Genomic DNA, 16283 nt, shown 5'->3' with positions numbered 1-16283 from the left:
TAAGGTCATAAGCCCAAAGCAGCGATTGGCGCGGGCGGTACTCCAGGGTTACGATTCCTGAGTCGTCAAGGTCGGTGGATTTCCAGGAGGGGATTTCCGCGTGTCCGCCGGCACGATCTCGGGAGGAGACACAGCACATGGCAATTTCGGCCACCAGCGGCTCGCGCAGCCGTTCAATGACGCGCGAGGAGAAGAAGGTCATCTTCGCCTCCTCGCTCGGTACCGTCTTCGAATGGTACGATTTCTATCTCTACGGCTCGCTCGCCGCCTTTATCGGAACGGCCTTCTTCAGCCAGTATCCCGAAGCCACTCGCAACATCTTCGCCCTGCTGGCCTTTGCCGCCGGCTTCCTCGTGCGCCCATTCGGCGCGCTGGTGTTCGGTCGCCTCGGCGATCTCGTCGGCCGTAAATACACCTTCCTCGTGACGATCCTGATCATGGGTCTGTCGACCTTCCTGGTCGGCCTGCTGCCAGGGTCCGCGACCATCGGCATTCTCGCTCCGATCATCCTGATCATCCTGCGCATGCTGCAGGGCCTGGCGCTGGGCGGCGAATATGGCGGTGCTGCGACCTATGTCGCCGAACACGCGCCCGATGACCGCCGCGGTTATTACACCTCATGGATCCAGACCACGGCGACGCTGGGCCTGTTCCTGTCGCTGGTCGTCATCCTGGTCATCCAGACCTGGCTCGGCAAGGAAACGTTCGCCGCCTGGGGCTGGCGCGTACCGTTCCTGCTGTCGGCCGCGCTTCTGGGCATCTCCGTCTGGATCCGCCTGTCGCTGAACGAATCGCCCGCCTTCCAGCGCATGAAGGAAGAGGGCAAGGGCTCCAAGGCTCCGCTGTCTGAGGCTTTCGGCCAGTGGAAGAATGCCCGCATCGCCCTGCTCGCTCTGTTCGGCCTCACCGCCGGCCAGGCCGTGGTCTGGTATTCCGGACAGTTCTACGCGCTGTTCTTCCTGCAGAACGTGCTCAAGGTGGACGGCGTCTCGGTCAACATCATGATCGCCATCGCACTTGCGCTCGGCACCGGCTTCTTCGTCTTCTTCGGCTGGCTGTCTGACAAAATCGGCCGCAAGCCGATCATCATGGCCGGCCTGGCGCTCGCCATCGTCACCTACTTCCCGCTGTTCAAGGCACTGACCTGGGCTGCCAATCCTGCCCTCGCCCAGGCCCAGCAGGACATCCGCGCCACGGTGACCGCCGCTCCCGGCGATTGCACCTTCCAGTTCAACCCGGTCGGCACCGCCAAGTTCACCACCTCCTGTGACATCGCCACGGGCTTCCTCGCCCGCAACTCGGTGCCGTACGACGTGGTGACGACAGCGGCGCCTGGCACCCCGGCGACCGTGACGGTGGGCAGCGAGACGGTTGCGTCGTTCGATGCCATACAGGCCGGCGCGGATGCCGCCGCACAGACCACCGCCTTCAACAACGCGGTCCACAAGTCGCTGCACGATGCGGGCTACCCGCTGGTGCTGAACGAGGCTACAGGCACCTATGCCATGGTGGCCGATCCGGCGCAGGTCAGCTGGCCGAAGGTCATCGGCGTCCTGTTCATCCTCGTGCTGTATGTGACCATGGTCTATGGCCCGATTGCCGCCATCCTGGTCGAGATGTTCCCGACCCGCATCCGCTACACCGGCATGTCGCTGCCCTATCACATCGGCAATGGCTGGTTCGGCGGACTGCTGCCGGCGACCGTCTTCGCCATGAGCGCCGCCAGGGGCGATATCTACTACGGCCTCTGGTACCCGATAGCGATTGCAGCCATGACGCTGATCATCGGCATGATCTTCATCAAGGACACGCTCGGTACGGATCTCAGCGACAGGGACTGACGGCTTCACCGTCCGACCGCGGAGCCCGGCAGGCGCAAACCTGCCGGGCTTTTCTTTGCCTGAAGCCTCGATTTCAAACCTCTTGCCCTGATAGGCAAGCCGTGGGACCATGCCCGCGGACAAACGGTTAGCGCTGAAAACCGCGTCCGCGACGGCCGAACAGGCCGGCCGCCGCTCATCGGAGGAAACGCCTGAGTGGAGGTCAGCTCGTCATGGGTAATCGCGCCGGAGGAAGACGCACGGGACCGAAATGCATTGCCATCGTCGGTCCCCACGCCAGCGGAAAGACCACTCTTCTTGAAGCCATTCTTGCCCGCACCGGGGCAATCGCCAAGCAGAATTCCGTATCGTCGGGCAACACCGTGTCCGATCACTGTCCGGAGGCACGCGCGCATGCGATGAGCGTGGAGGCAGTGTTCGCCACCTGCAGCTTCATGGGCGAAAGCATCACCTTCGTCGACTGCCCGGGATCGGTGGAATTCGCCTATGAGGCGGAGGCGGTTCTCGCTGCCTGCGATCTGGCGGTGGTCGTGGTGGAGCCCGACGAGAAGAAGATACCTGCCGTCCAGATGATCATGCGCCGCCTCGACGATCTCGGCGTGCCGCGCATCGTGTTTGTCAACAAGATCGACAAGGCGACGCTGGGCGTCCGCGACACGCTGAAAATGCTGCAGCCCGCCAGCGCCGCGCCGCTCTTGCTGCGGCAGATCCCGCTGCGCAAGGGCGAAGCCGTGGTCGGCTCGATCGATCTGGCGCTGGAGCGCGCTTACATCTGGAAGGATTTTTCCACCGCCGAAATCGTAGACATTCCGGGCGAGGACAAGGAACGCGAGATCGAAGCGCGCTTCTCGATGCTGGAAACGCTCGCCGACCATGACGACCTTTTGATGGAGCAGTTGCTGGAGGAGCGCGAACCGCCGAAGGACGAAGTGTTCGACGATCTCTCGGCCGATTTGCGCGACGGGTCGGTCACACCCGTCATGATCGGCACGGCCGAGCGCGGCAATGGCGTGTTCCGCCTGCTCAAGGCGATCCGCCACGATGCGCCGGGCGTGGAGGAAACCCGCAGGCGGCTGGGCGTTCCCGAAGGAGCCGCCGGCGTCGCCCAGGTCATGAAGACCATCCACACCGCGCATGGCGGAAAGCTGTCGGTCTGCCGTATCCTCTGCGGCGACATTGCCGACGGCGCCGAGCTCTGGCGCGCGGGCGGCCCGAATGCGAAGGTTTCCGGCCTATACCGGCTTCTCGGCAAGGATCAGACCAAGCAGCCTTCCGCAGCAGCCGGCGAGACCGTGGCTCTCGGCAAGCTCGACGGCGTCCGCACCGGCGATACGTTGAGTACCGCGAAAGGCGGCATCCCTGCCCTGTTCACGCTTCCGGCGATCGAGCCCGTCTTCTCATTCGCGCTGCGGCCGAAGGAGCGAAAGGACGATGTGAAGCTCTCTGCCGCGATGCAGCGGCTGGGTGAAGAAGACCCCTCGGTGAGTTTCCTGCAGAACCAGGATTCCGGCGAAACCATTTTGTCGGGCCAGGGCGAGATGCATCTGCGCGTGGTGCGCGAGAAGCTGGAAGGCCGAAACCAGATCGGCGTCGAAGGCCATCCGCCGACCGTGCCTTATCGCGAGACGATCAAGCGCGGCGTCACACAGCGCGGACGCCACCGCAAGCAGTCGGGCGGGCATGGCCAGTTCGGCGACGTGGTCCTCGACATCAAGCCCCTGCCGCGCGGCGAAGGCTTTTCCTTCACCGACAGCATCACCGGCGGCGTGGTGCCGAAGCAATACATCCCCTCGGTCGAGGCCGGCATACGCGATTTCCTGAAATCGGGTCCGCTCGGTTTTCCGCTCGTTGACCTGACCGTCAACCTTTCGGACGGCTCGTATCACACGGTGGATTCGTCAGACATGGCGTTCCAGATGGCGGCCAAGCTTGCGATGAAGGAAGGCATCACCGCCTGCGGCTCGGTGCTTCTCGAACCGATCATGAAGGTGCGTATCTACACGCCGTCCGATGCGACCGCCCGCGTCACCGCGCTGGTCCCGCAACGGCGCGGCCAGATTCTCGGCTATGACGCCCGGCCCGGCTGGCCCGGGTGGGACATCGTTGAGGCTTCGATGCCGCAGTCGGAGATCGGCGACCTGATCGTCGAACTGCGCTCGGCCACGGCGGGTGTTGGAAGCTACAGCGCCATCTTCGATCATATGGCCGAGCTCAGCGGACGGCTGGCGGACCAGGCTGTGAATGCCGGAAAAGCCGCCTGAATGACCTGTCGGCCGCGCCCGCATCCAACGGGACGCGGCCGATCACCGCTATTTGATCGTTAAATAGAGGCGTCAATGAAACATCCGGCGCTTTCGAACCGTAGTGGCTTCTATAAGATGCCTGTGCAGACAGGCGTTCCAAAGCATCTCCCGAAGGAGACGAAGCCATGGTTTTCATTCATCGCCGCCCGACCTGGGCCATCGCCGAGCATCTAGCCACACCCGAGTCGGCTTTTCTCAACCGAAGAGCCCTCCTGCAAAGCATGGGGCTTGGCATGGCGACCGCCGCCATGTTTGCCGGCACACGCGGCGCGCGCGCGCAGGACGCCGACCCGACGGCCGATCTGTATCCGGCCAAGAAGAACGAGGCCTACACGCTCGACCGCAGCCTGACGCCCGAAAAGATCAACGCGAACTACAACAATTTCTACGAATACGGCACCTACAAGGAAATCGCCGCCAATGCGCAGGAACTGAAAACTCGACCGTGGGATTTGGAGATCGGCGGCCTGGTCGAAAAGCCGATGACAATCGGCTTTGACGACCTTGTGCGAAAGATGCCGCTCGAAAGCCGGCTCTACCGTCACCGCTGCGTCGAAGCCTGGTCGATGACAATTCCCTGGACGGGATTTCCGCTGAAGGACCTCGTGGCCTTTGCCAAACCGACATCGGCGGCGAAGTTCGTGCGTTTCGAAACCTTTCTCGACCCAGCCATGGCGCCGGGCCAGAACGACTTTCTCTACCCTTGGCCCTATGTCGAGGGCGTGACCATGGCCGAAGCCGCCAACGACCTCGCCTTCGTGGTAACCGGCGCTTACGACAAGCCGCTGCTGAAGCAGTTCGGCGCGCCGATCCGCATCGCCCTGCCCTGGAAATACGGTTTCAAGTCGATCAAGTCGATCCGCAAGATCGAGTTTGTCGAGGAGCAACCGGAAGGGCTGTGGCAGGCGATACAGCCGAGCGAATACGGCTTTTGGGCCAATGTGAACCCGAAAGTGCCGCATCCACGCTGGAGCCAGGCGATGGAACGCGTGCTGCATACTGGCGACCGGGTGCCGACATTATTGTTCAACGGCTATGGCGAACAGGTCGCCGGCCTCTACAAAGGCATGGATGAAAGCACGCTTTACATGTGAGCGCAGGGGCCAGTGCAGAACCGGCCCCTGCAGCGAAGCTGCCCGTCAAATGACCAGGAAATCCTTGTAGCTTATGGTTTCCTGGTTCGACAGGATGGCGAACAGGACCGGCTGATAGGTGCTGCCGCTGCCGTCGCGGTCGAAATAGAGTTCGCCGGTATCGGTCTCGTAGATGATCCTGTCCGAAGCATCGGCGGCGTTGCCCGTTGTGTTCGCCCGGAACGCGGCGGACGACAGATTGCCTGCTGAAAGCCCCAAAAACACAGCGTTGTCGATGCGGATGCTGTCGTCCGGCGCATGGAAATCGGTGATCGTGTCGACATTCGACGCGCCAAGCGCCTGATCGAACACGAAGCGGTCGGCACCGCCTTTGCCGGTCAGCGTATCTTTGCCGGCCATGCCGTTCAGAATGTTCGAACCGTTGTTGCCGTCCAGCACATTGTTGAGCTTGTTTCCGGTGGCATTGATGTTGCCGGTCCCCACGAGGTCGAGCGTTTCGATATATTGGCCGGCAAGCGAGTACGACACCGTCGAAATCACCTTGTCGTTGCCCTGCCCGTTGACCTCGATCGTCTTGTCCGCTGCGTTGTCGACGTAGAATATATCGTTGCCGGTACCTCCGCTCATCGTGTCGGCGCCCGTGCCTCCGTTGAGCAGATCATTTCCGGCCTCGCCATAAAGCGTATCCGCGCCGCTGCCGCCATAGACCTTGTCATCGTCCTCCGCGGCGTAGACCACATCGTTCCCGGCATCGCCATAGATGGTGTCGTTGCCGGTATTGCCGTAAAACAGATCGGCGCCGTCGCCGCCATAAAGTTTGTCGTTGCCGGCCCAGCCTTCCAGGAAATCGTCGCCATTCCCGCCATAAGCGGTGTCATTGCCATCGCCGAGTTTGATCGAGTCGGCGAGATTGCCGCCCTTGAACGTGTCGTCGCCGTCCGACCCCCGGTAAGTCCAGGCATAGTCGGCGAGCAGATCGTAGACCGCCGCCTCGCCTTGCAGCGATGCCGAAAGCAATTGGGCGACGGTGATGTTCAGCCCGGTGATCTCTAAAGGCACGTAGGGCGGCTGACCGGGTACGATGAAACCGGGATTGATCTTGAGAGAATGGATCGTTCCGAGCAAGGCATTGGGAACGAAGTTCACCCCGGTCACCGTCATCGAACCCAAAGTGTAGACGGGGCCGGTGACATCAGCCCAGCGGAAACTGGTGGCGGTCAGATTGGTGATCCCCCATCCGTCCCGGTCGAGATACTCTGTCAAAATCTGGATGGGATCACCTGCCTGGTCCTGGCGGATTGTCGGCATTGCGTTGTCCTCCTGTCGTTATGAAGCGGTGCAGCATTCTGGCCGCTTGAACGACAGGCGATAGTCGGCATTTGCCGATATTTTTGGCGAAATCACCTTGGCTCTGCGTTTCAAGGTGTTGCTGATCGGATCCCTTGGCACTACCCGGTCACAGCTTCCCGCACACGCCATAATTGGTATGGCAACCGACGAGCAGCGCTCAAGAACTCATGTTAAAAAAGAAGGCGACGTCCGCTTTTGCGAACGCCGCCTTGATGCGAACCACTTCCGCCGGGAGGCCGTGACGTCAGGTCCGCCGCATAGCCCTGTAACCTCCAACACCGTAGGGGAAGCGGGTGGCAGAGTAGGACTGGAAACCAGCGAGACGCGGCGGCTTGCCTGAGCCCGCGCGATCATCCGATGCCCCCATCTTCCGACCGCGCAACACCGCGTCCTGTTGCAAGTGATACGGCAGACAGCGGCCGCGCAGAACGTTACGCAGGTTACATGTCACCGTTACACGCGTCGGCGAGTTGACCGGAGGCGAGGTCTCGCGGGATGGGGCCGGTGCAGTCATGCAAAGCTAAGCCCAGAATCAAAAAAGCCGGATCGAGAATGATCCGGCTGAGTTTGATTGGAGTCGCCCGTTAGGGCCAACCTCCAGAGGGGAACACTCGGGGGCGGTAATGGGAGGAGAACACGCCCCTGAGATGATGAATATATGAGCCTTCACTGCTTAATAAACAATCACGTTTTTTGCATCGCATTCATGCAAAAAGGCTAGAGCTGTGGACCAGTCCGCGACGCGTCAATAGGACCAGCTACGCGCCTTCGAGATAATGAAGTCTCTGAAAACATGGAGCTTTGCCTGCTCTTTCATAGCATCGGGATAGGCGAAATAGGTGTCGAAAGACGGCACTTCGGTTTCTGGCATGATTTGAAGCAGTCCAGCATCTTTGCCTATTACGTAGTCAGGCAACATCGCTATGCCGGCTCCCGACTGCACGGCACGCTTGATGGAGAGGATGTCGTTGATCTGGAGATTGGCGACGCGCTGGCCGCCTTCGAAGTCGCCCAAGGTCTCCAGCCAGTTGAGCTCGCTCAAATGTACCGGCACAGGAAGGCCGAAGGTCACGATTCGATGGTTCTTCAGCTCGGAGATAGACGCCGGCTTGCCGAACTTGTTGACGTAGGACGGCGATGCGTAGAGATGGAAATGCACGGTGAACAGCCGGCGCTGGATGAGGTCCGGCTGCTGCGGCTGGCGCAGGCGGATAGCGCAGTCGGCCTGCCGCATGGTCAGGTCGAGTTCCTCGTTGGCGAGGATCAGCTGCAACTGAATGTCGGGGTAGATCTCCAGGAACTCATGCACACGCTCGGTCAGCCAGCCTGCGCCGAGGCCGACCGTGGTGGTCACACGCAACACACCGGACGGCCTGTCCTTGGTCTCGGTCAACAGCGTCTTGATGTTGTCGAGCTTCATCAGCACGTCATGGGCGGTGCGAAACAGCAACTCGCCCTGCTCTGTCAGCACCAGCCCACGCGCATGGCGGTTGAACAGAGGGACACCGATTTCGTGCTCGAGCGCACTGACCTGGCGTGAAATCGCAGACTGAGACAAACGCAGCGCCTCGGCCGCATGCGTGAACGAACCGGCCTCGGCGGCCGCGTGGAACACGCGTAACTTATCCCAGTCCAACTGCTTATTCCCCTCTTGTCGTTAATGGCGCATCGCCTGGCTTATTCCGCCGCTTCGCGATGAACCTCCATGCCTGCGAGATACTTCTCGGCTTCCAACGCCGCCATGCAGCCCATTCCCGCTGCGGTTACGGCTTGCCGATAGATATCGTCGGTGACGTCGCCCGCTGCGAAAACGCCCGGAACATTGGTCCGGGTCGAATCGGGCGCGGTCCAGAGATAGCCATTCGGCTTCTGCTTGAGCTTGCCGACAAAGAGCTCGACGGACGGCGCGTGACCAATGGCGACGAAAACGCCGTCGGTCGCCATCTCCGTGACCGCTCCGGTGTGGACGTTGCGCAGACGCACGCCATTGACCGAAGGCGGCAAGGGTTTTTGCGCGGGCTGTCCGACGATCTCTTCGACCACGGCGTCCCACACCACCTTGATGTTTTCCTTGGCGAATACCCGCTCCTGCAGGATACGCTCGGAGCGGAAATGGTCACGGCGGTGAACGATCGTCACGGTCTTGGCAAGGTTGGACAGATACAGCGCTTCCTCCACCGCCGAATTGCCGCCGCCAACGACGACAACATCCTTGTTGCGGTAGAAAAACCCGTCGCAGGTCGCGCAAGCGGATACGCCAAAGCCCTGGAACAGCTGCTCGCTGGGCAGGCCCAGCCACTTTGCCTGGGCTCCCGTCGCCACGATCAGGGCATCGCAGGTGTATTCGGTACCGGAGTCGCTCTTGAGCCGGAACGGCCGCACGTCGAGATCGACCTCGGTGATGAGGTCATGCACCATTTCGGTGCCGACATGCTCAGCCTGGGCGCGCATCTGATCCATGAGCCACGGCCCCTGGATCGCGTCGGCGAAGCCGGGATAATTTTCGACGTCGGTGGTGATCATAAGCTGGCCGCCCTGCTGCATGCCGGAAATCAGCATCGGCTTGAGCATCGCGCGCGCGGCATAGATCGCTGCGGTATAACCGGCCGGGCCGGACCCGATGATGAGAACAGGCGCATGTTTGGCTGTCATGACAGGCCTTCAGACTTGATGAGACGAACGAACGGCATGAAGCCATGCCGAAATCGCCCCTAATTTAGGTGTTCCTATGCGCACCATGCAAGGCTGGCTTGAAGAACTCCAACGAAAGCTGTGCAGAAGCCCCTTATTCACGGCGGATTTGCGGCCGGGACAGAGGGCGAATTGCCCACCCCAGGGTTTTCAAACCCTAAAACTCGTTTAACTACGAAAACACGAAAGATTGTTGCGCGAGATTCGGAGCGGCCATGCCGGTCAACGCAGACCTTGACGCCATAGACTGGAAGATTCTGCGCGAGCTGCAAAGCGACGGTCGGATGACCAATGTCGAGCTGTCGCGCCGCGTCGGCATTTCTGCGCCGCCCTGCCTGCGCCGGGTCAAGCGACTCGAGGATGACGGCATCATCCGTGGTTATCGCGCCCTGTTGAACGCGCCGGCCCTTGGCATGGATGTGGTGGCTTTCTGCCTCGTCGGCCTGCAGCACCAGTCCGACGCCGAACTCAAGGCATTCTCGGAACGCACGCGAAACTGGTCGATCGTGCGCGACGCCTGGATGGTTTCGGGCGATTCCGACTTCATGCTGCATTGTGTGGCCCGCGACCTGGCCTCGTTCCAGACCTTCGTCATCGAGGACCTGACATCGTCGCCGAATGTCGACACCGTTCGCACCGCGCTGACGGTGCGCAAGGTGAAAGACGAGGGCGTGGTGGCGCTGTAGAGGGCACCATGGACGTGAGCTTCAAGAGCCAGATCTCGGCATTCATCATTTGCAAGAATGAGATGGACGTCATCGGCCGCTGCATCGAAAGCCTGAAAGGATGCCGCGAGATCGTCATCGTCGATTCAGGCTCCACGGATGCGACGCGCGACGTGGTCGGCCGATACGAGGCCCAGGGCTATCCGATCCGCTTTATCGAACACCGCTGGGAAGGCTACGCAAAGCAGAAGCAGTTTGCGCTCGACCAGACCGCCGGTCCATGGTGCCTCTCGCTCGATGCCGACGAACGGCTTGACGAGAGAACATCGAAGACACTCATGGAAACTGACCTCGATGCCCTCGGCGCGGTGGGCTTGCGGATCAGGCGGCGCGACTATCTTCCAGGATTCGGCTACCCTCCCCGTCAGGTCCATGCCCATTGGCTGCTGCGTCTCGTTCGCAAGGATCGCGCGCATTTCGACACCTCGGCATTGGTCCATGAAGCGATTCATTGCGACGGACCCGTGGCCAAGTTTACCGGCGGTGAAATGTTTCATATGCGGGCGCTCACGGCCGAACAAGAAGCCCAGAAAATGGACGAGTACAGCAGCTTGAAGGCGCTAGAGAAGTTCGCGCGCGGCCGCCGCACCTCGTTTGGCCGGCTGATGTTCGCGCCGCTTCTGGGCTTCCTCAAGGTTTACGTGATGCAGCGCTATCTGCTGTGCGGCAAGGCCGGCTTCATCTATGCGAGCTTTGCCGCGCATTACAGCTTCCTGACCGAAACCAAGCTGTACAGGCTCTCGCTCGGTGAGCCTCAGGATCTATAGCGCGAAGATATCGCGCAGCCGAACCGCGAAATCGGCGCTAATCCGTTCGTAGCGTTGGCGCGCGCGGATGCCGATCTCAGCCATTTCTGTGTCGTCCATCACGATCAGCGACTCTACCACCCGCTCCAATGCCGTCGAGTCGACGAAATAATTCGTGCCGAGATGGCGCGGTTCGGAGCGCCGTGCCGCCACGACGACACCACAACCGTCGTCGATGTGCTCGTTCATCGGCGGCGCGTCGGTGGTCACGACAACGGCGCCGACGGAAAGTCCTTCCACGATATGGTGGCCCCAGCCTTCCGAACGCGACGGGCAGAGATGGACGCCGCATGCATTCTGGAGGCGTTTGAGCTCCGCATCGCTGAGATAGCCGGACAGGAGCGTGACATTGGCAGGGACGGTTTTCGGCGCGTTGTCCGCCTTCTGGACGAGCACCAGTTCGGGCCATTCGGGATGCGCGCGCCAGAGCTCCAGAATGTCCTCCGTGCCCTTCAGCGTGCTGCCGCCGGCAAGATGAAAGAAACGGCGCCAGTTCCTTTCAACCGTCGGATCGAGACGGTCTTCTGAGGTAAAACCGAGATAGCTGGTCGCCTTGCCAAGGGATGAAAATATCGCCTCGGCATGCCGGGTTTTTGCCAGCACGCGGTCGATGCGGCGCAACCGCTTGAGATGCCGGCGCGGAAAGCGCTCCTGGTTGGGGATCAGCCAGTTCTCGTCACCCGCCGAGAACCAGCGTGGAAAGATCCGCTCGACATGGACGATGCGTTTCGCGATCCGCCTGCGCAGCAGCATGTCCAGGAGGCCACGGCTTCGCACGGTGGCAAAGCTTGCTGTACCGCCCGCATGGCGGATAGCCTCCATCAGCAACTCGACGTCGCGCGTCAGCCCGTAATTGTTGTCGCGCGCGACGAACAGCCAATCGGGCAGAGCGGATTCAGCCACGCGCCCATACCTTCTCATAGACCGCGCGAATGCCGGCAGCCTCACCCTCGAGCGGGAACCGCGCCGCGACATCGGCCAATGCTTTTCGACCACAGGCGGCGGTGTAGGCTGGATCGGCAAGGAAAGGCTCGATGGCTCGCACAAGCGCCGGACCGTCCCCCGCCGGCACGACCGAGCCGGTTTCGCCGTCGACAATCATTTCGGCATAAGCGCCGGCGTCGCTCGCCACCACCGGCACTCCGGAAGCCATGGCTTCGAGCGGCGTCAGGCCAAACCCCTCATTGCGCGAAGGCGCGACATACAACGAAATCCGCCGATACCAGAGCTTGATATCAGGCACCTCGCCCAGGAAGACGATGCGATCCCGCAGTCCGGCATCAGCGATGCGGCTTTTCAGCTCGTCAGCGAATGCGGCATGTTCCGGCGTCACGCGGCCGCTGATGACGGCCGTCCAACCAGGATGGGCCGGCAGAAGCGCAATCATGGCGTCGACGAACAGATCGGTGCCCTTCTGATGACGGATCCGCCCGAAGCAGCCAACGGCCCAGGTGCCCCCCAATCCAGACGCGGCGAACTTATCCTCCGGCCCGGAAGCGGGATGAAAGTCCGCGACATCGACGCCATGCATGACGACATCGTGCGGCACTTCCAGAAAGCTGCCCGATCGGCGGCTGGTGGCGATGACCGCATCCATCCGACGGATAAGCCAGCGGGTAAACGGTCGGTGGTGGCGCTGGGCGGCGGAGGTGAAGACCAGATGCAAGGGCGCGCCGAGCGCTCGCAGGACCAGGCCTGCGACCATCTCGGTGTTGCGCCGCGCATGCCAGATGCGCTTGCGACCAGAAGCCGGCCTGCGCCACAATCCGAAGAACTGCGCCGGGCCGATCTTGGGCAGGCTGTCCGGCAGGCCCGGCCCGATGGTGGCGATGCCGAGAGTGCGCGCCTGCACGGGGACCAGTTGCACGATGGTGCTGGTGACCCCCGACAGGCGTTTTTTCAGATTGGGCGCGATGACCTCGATGCGGGACATATCGACGGCGGCGGATTGCCGGCCTTTGTCCGCATGCGGCATGGAACTGGCCTCAGATGAACTTGATCTTGATGATCTCGTAGCCGCGCGCGCCGCCGGGCGCATTGACCTCGACAGACTCACCGACGGATTTGCCGATCAGCGCACGCGCGATCGGCGACGAGATCGAGATGCGGCCCGACTTCACATCGGCTTCCTGGTCGCCGACGATCTTGTAGGTCTTTTCCTCTTCGGTATCCTCGTCGACGAGAACCACGGTGGCGCCGAACTTCACCTTGTCGCCGCTGAGCTTCGACACGTCGATGACCTCGGCGCGGGCGATGTAGTCCTCGAGTTCGTTGACCCGACCCTCATTGAGGCTCTGCGCCTCCTTGGCCGAATGGTATTCGGCATTTTCGGACAAGTCGCCATGGGCACGCGCTTCGGAGATCGCTTCGATGATGCGGGGACGTTCTTCCTGCTGACGCCAGCGCAGCTCTTCCTTGAGCGCTTCGAAACCACCAGCGGTCATCGGCACCTTGTTCATTGTTCCCTGAACCTTTCCTGACCTTCCAACCGACGTCGACCCTTCGACGGCGGACACAAAAAGAAAACGGTCCGAAAGCCTCGGCTCACGGGACCGTTCCAACTCAATCCGCGACGAATATAGCAACACGCCGCCGGTTTTTCACCTGAAAAAGTTTTGCCGACGCCGCAAACAATTCTAAAACAGGTTCAGCGTTACGGCGGCTACGACGGCGTAGCGGGCGAATTTGGCAATCGACACGAGCGCCATGAAACTCCAGAGAGGTTCGCGCAGGACGCCCGCCACCAGCGTCAGCGGTCCGCCCGCCACGGGAACCCAGCACAGCAGAAGCGACCAGCGGCCATAGCGGTGATACCAGGCCTTGGCCCGGTCGAAGTTTTTCGAATCGGTGGGGAACCAGCTTTTGTTTTTGAACCGCTCGACCTGCGTTCCAAGCCACCAGCTGGTAGCCGATCCCAGCACATTGCCCACAGTCGCAACCGCAAGCACCAGCGCCGGAGAGTAGTCGGCAATCAGCATCGCCACGACGACGACCTCGGATTGTCCCGGCAGGATCGAAGCGGCAATGAGCGCGGCGGCGAAAAGCCCGAAATAGGCGGCGAAATCCATTACCTCGCCTTACCAACACAGCCGCTTGGTCGGTCGAAAAGACATTGTGCGTTCGTTTGGCCCCCGTCGCTAGATAAGGCTGGATAGTCTGCAACACCTATCAGCGCAACAAGTCAGGCTCACGCGATCACACTGACATAAACGCCTTGTGATCAGCGCATGCGCATTTAAATCCGACCTAAAGGTTGCCTCATACCACCTCATACCTATGTCGGGTTCCATGATCACACTCGACAGCACCGCCAAAGCCGCCCTCCTGCCAACCCTCCTTTTCGCCTTTGCGTCATCTGCCTTGGCGCAGGACAGGACCTTCAAGACAGATGAGGTCGAAATCCGTGCCGAGACCATGGCCAGCGGACTCGAGAATCCCTGGGGCATGGCTTTCCTGCCGGACGGCGCAGTCATCGTGACCGAATTGCCCGGCCGCATCCGCATCCTGACCGAGACAGGCCTCTCCGAACCGCTGGAAGGGGTGCCAGAAGTTGCCGTCGTCGGCCAGGGCGGCCTGCTCGACATCGCCCTGGCACAAGACTTCGAGACGTCGAACACGCTGTTCTTTTCGTTCTCCGAACCCGGCTCCGGCGGCGCGGGCACGGCGGTGGCCAGTGCCAAGCTCGTTCGCGACGGAGCTTCAGCCCGGCTCGACGATGTGAAAGTCATCTTCTCGATGTCGAAAAAAAGCAACGGTGGCAACCACTTCGGCTCGCGGATCGTCGTCAACGACGACGGCACGCTGTTCGTGACGACGGGTGACCGCGGCGATGGCAAGCGTGCCCAGGATATGCAGGACCATGCGGGTGCGGTGCTGCGCATCAATGCAGATGGTTCCATTCCGGCCGACAACCCTTCGCCGGACGGGTCGAAGCACCTGCCTGAAATCTGGTCCAAGGGCCATCGCAATCTCCAGAGCGCGGCACTCGATCCGCAGTCCGGCACGCTCGTCACGGTCGAACATGGCGCCAAGGGCGGCGATGAGGTCAACTATCCTGAAGCCGGCAAGAACTATGGCTGGCCGGTGATCTCATACGGCGTCAACTACGACGGTTCGAAGATTGGCGAAGGCACCGAAGCCGAGGGCTACGAACAGCCGATCCATTATTGGGATCCATCGATCGCACCGTCCGGTCTCGTCGTTTATGACGGCGAAATGTTTCCGGAATGGAAGGGCGACCTGCTTGTCGGCTCGCTGAAATTCCAGCTCCTGTCGCGCCTGGACCGCGACGACAAGGGCGCGGTGACGGGTGAGGAACGCATGCTCGAAGGCGAGTTCGGCCGCATTCGCGACATCACCGCCGCTCCCGACGGCTCGCTCTGGCTGGTGACCGACGAGAGCAACGGCCTGATCGTCAGGCTTTCGCGGAGCGGCTCGGAGTAGTTACGCTCTAAAGATCAGGCCGGCGCCGAGCGCGATGAAGGCAAAGCCGATCACATGGTGCCATGTGATCGCTTCCTTGAGATAAAATACGGAAAAGGCGACAAAGACCGTCAGGGTAATCACCTCCTGAATGGTCTTGAGCTGCGCTGCCGAATAGACGTCACTGCCGATGCGGTTGGCGGGCACGGCCAGCCAGTACTCGAAAAAGGCGATCCCCCAACTAACCATCACCACGACGTAAAGCGCTGATGTCTTGAACTTCAAATGCCCGTACCAGGCAAACGTCATGAAGACGTTCGAGGCGATAAGCATGAGTATGGGCAGCACTTTCGGCGAGAGCAGCGTAGCCATTGGGAAAACCATGAATGAGGGAAAACGGCGCCATTTCATCGCGGCGAACTGCCCTGTCAACGGAATTCGGCAGGAGTGGGGCATCGGACAGGTGACGTAGGAACAATTCCGGCTATCATGTCCAAAAACATGCCTTAAAGGAGGAAAGCCGTGCAGATGCAGCCGGAAAAAGAGTGGGATCTCTCAATCGACCCCGATACCGTGCGGCTGTTCATTCTCAAGGCAAAGGCGATCAGCGCCGGCGTGAACGAAGACTATGAAGACGGCGGCGACCGTGAAGTCGAATTCGACGGCAACGGTCATGACACGCACCAGCACGACGGACTGGCGGAAGAAGAGTCCGAAAACCTGACCGAAATCGAACTGCGCGAGCTGATCAACGACCTTAATGTCGATGAGGCAGCCGAACTCGTCGCGCTGGTCTGGCTGGGACGTGGCGATTACGAAGCGGGCGAGTGGCAGGAAGCGGTCTCGGAAGCGCTCCAGCGCGGAAACAAGCGGACGGCAAAATATCTCCTGGGAATGCCATTGCTTGGCGACTACCTCGAAAGCGGGCTGGACGCACTCGGCGCCTGAGACGGTAATCAGCCGTCACCGAAAGTGATACCGATGCTCGGCAACTGCTACGGCATCGGGTCGTTTTGCTGGCATGGCGGGCAAGCGGGTTTTTTATTTTTCG

Annotated in this window: 15 protein-coding genes; 7 read left to right on the top strand and 8 right to left on the bottom strand. The window is 61.1% G+C overall.

The window, feature by feature from the left end:
* The first annotated feature begins 137 nt into the window (after positions 1 to 137).
* The 3 genes from ICI42_RS07990 to msrP all read left to right on the top strand — a co-directional run bounded on the left by ICI42_RS07990 (position 138) and on the right by msrP (position 5238).
* On the top strand, positions 138 to 1841 hold the full coding sequence (locus tag ICI42_RS07990; protein ID WP_188164026.1) for an MFS transporter: 1704 nt from the start codon (positions 138 to 140) through the stop codon (positions 1839 to 1841).
* Between the two features lie 212 nt (positions 1842 to 2053).
* Positions 2054 to 4102 (top strand): elongation factor G, encoded by a 2049-nt coding sequence (locus ICI42_RS07985; RefSeq protein WP_188164025.1) that lies wholly within the window; start codon positions 2054 to 2056, stop codon positions 4100 to 4102.
* Between the two features lie 167 nt (positions 4103 to 4269).
* Positions 4270 to 5238, top strand: a complete 969-nt coding sequence (gene msrP / locus ICI42_RS07980; protein WP_188164024.1) for a protein-methionine-sulfoxide reductase catalytic subunit MsrP — start codon at positions 4270 to 4272, stop codon at positions 5236 to 5238.
* Positions 5239 to 5283: 45 nt separating this feature from the next.
* Here msrP and ICI42_RS24100 read toward each other — a convergent pair whose 3' ends face one another.
* The 3 genes from ICI42_RS24100 to trxB form a co-directional block, all read right to left on the bottom strand.
* A complete protein-coding gene (locus ICI42_RS24100; protein ID WP_188164023.1) occupies positions 5284 to 6546 on the bottom strand; it encodes a calcium-binding protein in 1263 nt (420 codons plus the stop codon).
* Positions 6547 to 7333: 787 nt separating this feature from the next.
* Positions 7334 to 8224: a LysR family transcriptional regulator gene (locus ICI42_RS07970; RefSeq protein WP_188164022.1), complete on the bottom strand. Its 891-nt coding sequence runs from the start codon at positions 8222 to 8224 to the stop codon at positions 7334 to 7336.
* 41 nt (positions 8225 to 8265) lie between these two features.
* Positions 8266 to 9240 carry a thioredoxin-disulfide reductase gene (gene trxB, locus ICI42_RS07965; RefSeq protein ID WP_188164021.1) on the bottom strand — a complete coding sequence of 325 codons (975 nt, stop codon included), beginning with the start codon at positions 9238 to 9240 and terminating at the stop codon, positions 8266 to 8268.
* A gap of 254 nt (positions 9241 to 9494) precedes the next feature.
* On the opposite strand from trxB, the gene ICI42_RS07960 reads away from it, so the two are divergent.
* Positions 9495 to 9965: an Lrp/AsnC family transcriptional regulator gene (locus tag ICI42_RS07960; protein ID WP_188164020.1), complete on the top strand. Its 471-nt coding sequence runs from the start codon at positions 9495 to 9497 to the stop codon at positions 9963 to 9965.
* A gap of 8 nt (positions 9966 to 9973) precedes the next feature.
* Positions 9974 to 10771, top strand: a complete 798-nt coding sequence (locus ICI42_RS07955) for a glycosyltransferase family 2 protein (RefSeq protein ID WP_188164019.1) — start codon at positions 9974 to 9976, stop codon at positions 10769 to 10771.
* Here ICI42_RS07955 and ICI42_RS07950 read toward each other — a convergent pair.
* From ICI42_RS07950 to ICI42_RS07935, 4 genes are all read right to left on the bottom strand, one after another.
* Positions 10766 to 11713 carry a glycosyltransferase gene (locus ICI42_RS07950; RefSeq protein ID WP_330999129.1) on the bottom strand — a complete coding sequence of 316 codons (948 nt, stop codon included), beginning with the start codon at positions 11711 to 11713 and terminating at the stop codon, positions 10766 to 10768. The genes ICI42_RS07955 and ICI42_RS07950 overlap by 6 nt on opposite strands.
* Positions 11706 to 12743, bottom strand: coding sequence for a glycosyltransferase family 4 protein (locus ICI42_RS07945; RefSeq protein WP_188164460.1), 1038 nt, complete (start codon positions 12741 to 12743; stop codon positions 11706 to 11708). Before ICI42_RS07945 ends, ICI42_RS07950 begins: the two co-directional genes overlap by 8 nt.
* Before the next feature lie 52 nt (positions 12744 to 12795).
* On the bottom strand, positions 12796 to 13269 hold the full coding sequence (gene greA / locus ICI42_RS07940; protein WP_188164017.1) for a transcription elongation factor GreA: 474 nt from the start codon (positions 13267 to 13269) through the stop codon (positions 12796 to 12798).
* A 177-nt stretch (positions 13270 to 13446) separates the two neighbouring features.
* Positions 13447 to 13878: a YqaA family protein gene (locus ICI42_RS07935; RefSeq protein WP_188164016.1), complete on the bottom strand. Its 432-nt coding sequence runs from the start codon at positions 13876 to 13878 to the stop codon at positions 13447 to 13449.
* 220 nt (positions 13879 to 14098) lie between these two features.
* Here ICI42_RS07935 and ICI42_RS07930 point away from each other — a divergent pair, with 220 nt between their 5' ends.
* Complete coding sequence (locus tag ICI42_RS07930) at positions 14099 to 15253, top strand: PQQ-dependent sugar dehydrogenase (protein WP_188164015.1); 1155 nt, start codon at positions 14099 to 14101, stop codon at positions 15251 to 15253.
* On the opposite strand, the gene ICI42_RS07925 is transcribed toward ICI42_RS07930, so the two are convergent.
* Positions 15254 to 15604, bottom strand: a complete 351-nt coding sequence (locus ICI42_RS07925; RefSeq protein ID WP_188164014.1) for a DMT family protein — start codon at positions 15602 to 15604, stop codon at positions 15254 to 15256.
* A 156-nt stretch (positions 15605 to 15760) separates the two neighbouring features.
* Here ICI42_RS07925 and ICI42_RS07920 point away from each other — a divergent pair, with 156 nt between their 5' ends.
* Positions 15761 to 16180: a DUF3775 domain-containing protein gene (locus ICI42_RS07920; RefSeq protein ID WP_210317101.1), complete on the top strand. Its 420-nt coding sequence runs from the start codon at positions 15761 to 15763 to the stop codon at positions 16178 to 16180.
* Positions 16181 to 16283: the final 103 nt, after the last annotated feature.

The organism is Oryzicola mucosus, from assembly GCF_014534685.1.
In the GTDB taxonomy this organism is placed as follows: Bacteria; Pseudomonadota; Alphaproteobacteria; order Rhizobiales; family Rhizobiaceae; genus Oryzicola; species Oryzicola mucosus.
The sequence above is the reverse complement of the archived record's forward strand: the minus strand, read 5'-3'. Positions and strand labels throughout refer to the sequence as shown.

Bases quoted from the DNA above. Each gene is read 5' to 3' on its own strand.
- ICI42_RS07930 (WP_188164015.1), top strand. From the start codon at position 14,099: ATGATCACACTCGACAGCACCGCCAAAGCCGCCCTCCTGCCAACCCTC.
- ICI42_RS07960 (WP_188164020.1), top strand. From the start codon at position 9,495: ATGCCGGTCAACGCAGACCTTGACGCCATAGACTGGAAGATTCTGCGC.
- trxB (WP_188164021.1), bottom strand. From the start codon at position 9,240: ATGACAGCCAAACATGCGCCTGTTCTCATCATCGGGTCCGGCCCGGCC.
- ICI42_RS24100 (WP_188164023.1), bottom strand. From the start codon at position 6,546: ATGCCGACAATCCGCCAGGACCAGGCAGGTGATCCCATCCAGATTTTG.
- ICI42_RS07920 (WP_210317101.1), top strand. From the start codon at position 15,761: ATGCAGCCGGAAAAAGAGTGGGATCTCTCAATCGACCCCGATACCGTG.
- ICI42_RS07955 (WP_188164019.1), top strand. From the start codon at position 9,974: ATGGACGTGAGCTTCAAGAGCCAGATCTCGGCATTCATCATTTGCAAG.
- greA (WP_188164017.1), bottom strand. From the start codon at position 13,269: ATGAACAAGGTGCCGATGACCGCTGGTGGTTTCGAAGCGCTCAAGGAA.
- ICI42_RS07935 (WP_188164016.1), bottom strand. From the start codon at position 13,878: ATGGATTTCGCCGCCTATTTCGGGCTTTTCGCCGCCGCGCTCATTGCC.
- ICI42_RS07925 (WP_188164014.1), bottom strand. From the start codon at position 15,604: ATGGCTACGCTGCTCTCGCCGAAAGTGCTGCCCATACTCATGCTTATC.
- ICI42_RS07990 (WP_188164026.1), top strand. From the start codon at position 138: ATGGCAATTTCGGCCACCAGCGGCTCGCGCAGCCGTTCAATGACGCGC.
- ICI42_RS07985 (WP_188164025.1), top strand. From the start codon at position 2,054: ATGGGTAATCGCGCCGGAGGAAGACGCACGGGACCGAAATGCATTGCC.
- ICI42_RS07945 (WP_188164460.1), bottom strand. From the start codon at position 12,743: ATGTCCCGCATCGAGGTCATCGCGCCCAATCTGAAAAAACGCCTGTCG.
- msrP (WP_188164024.1), top strand. From the start codon at position 4,270: ATGGTTTTCATTCATCGCCGCCCGACCTGGGCCATCGCCGAGCATCTA.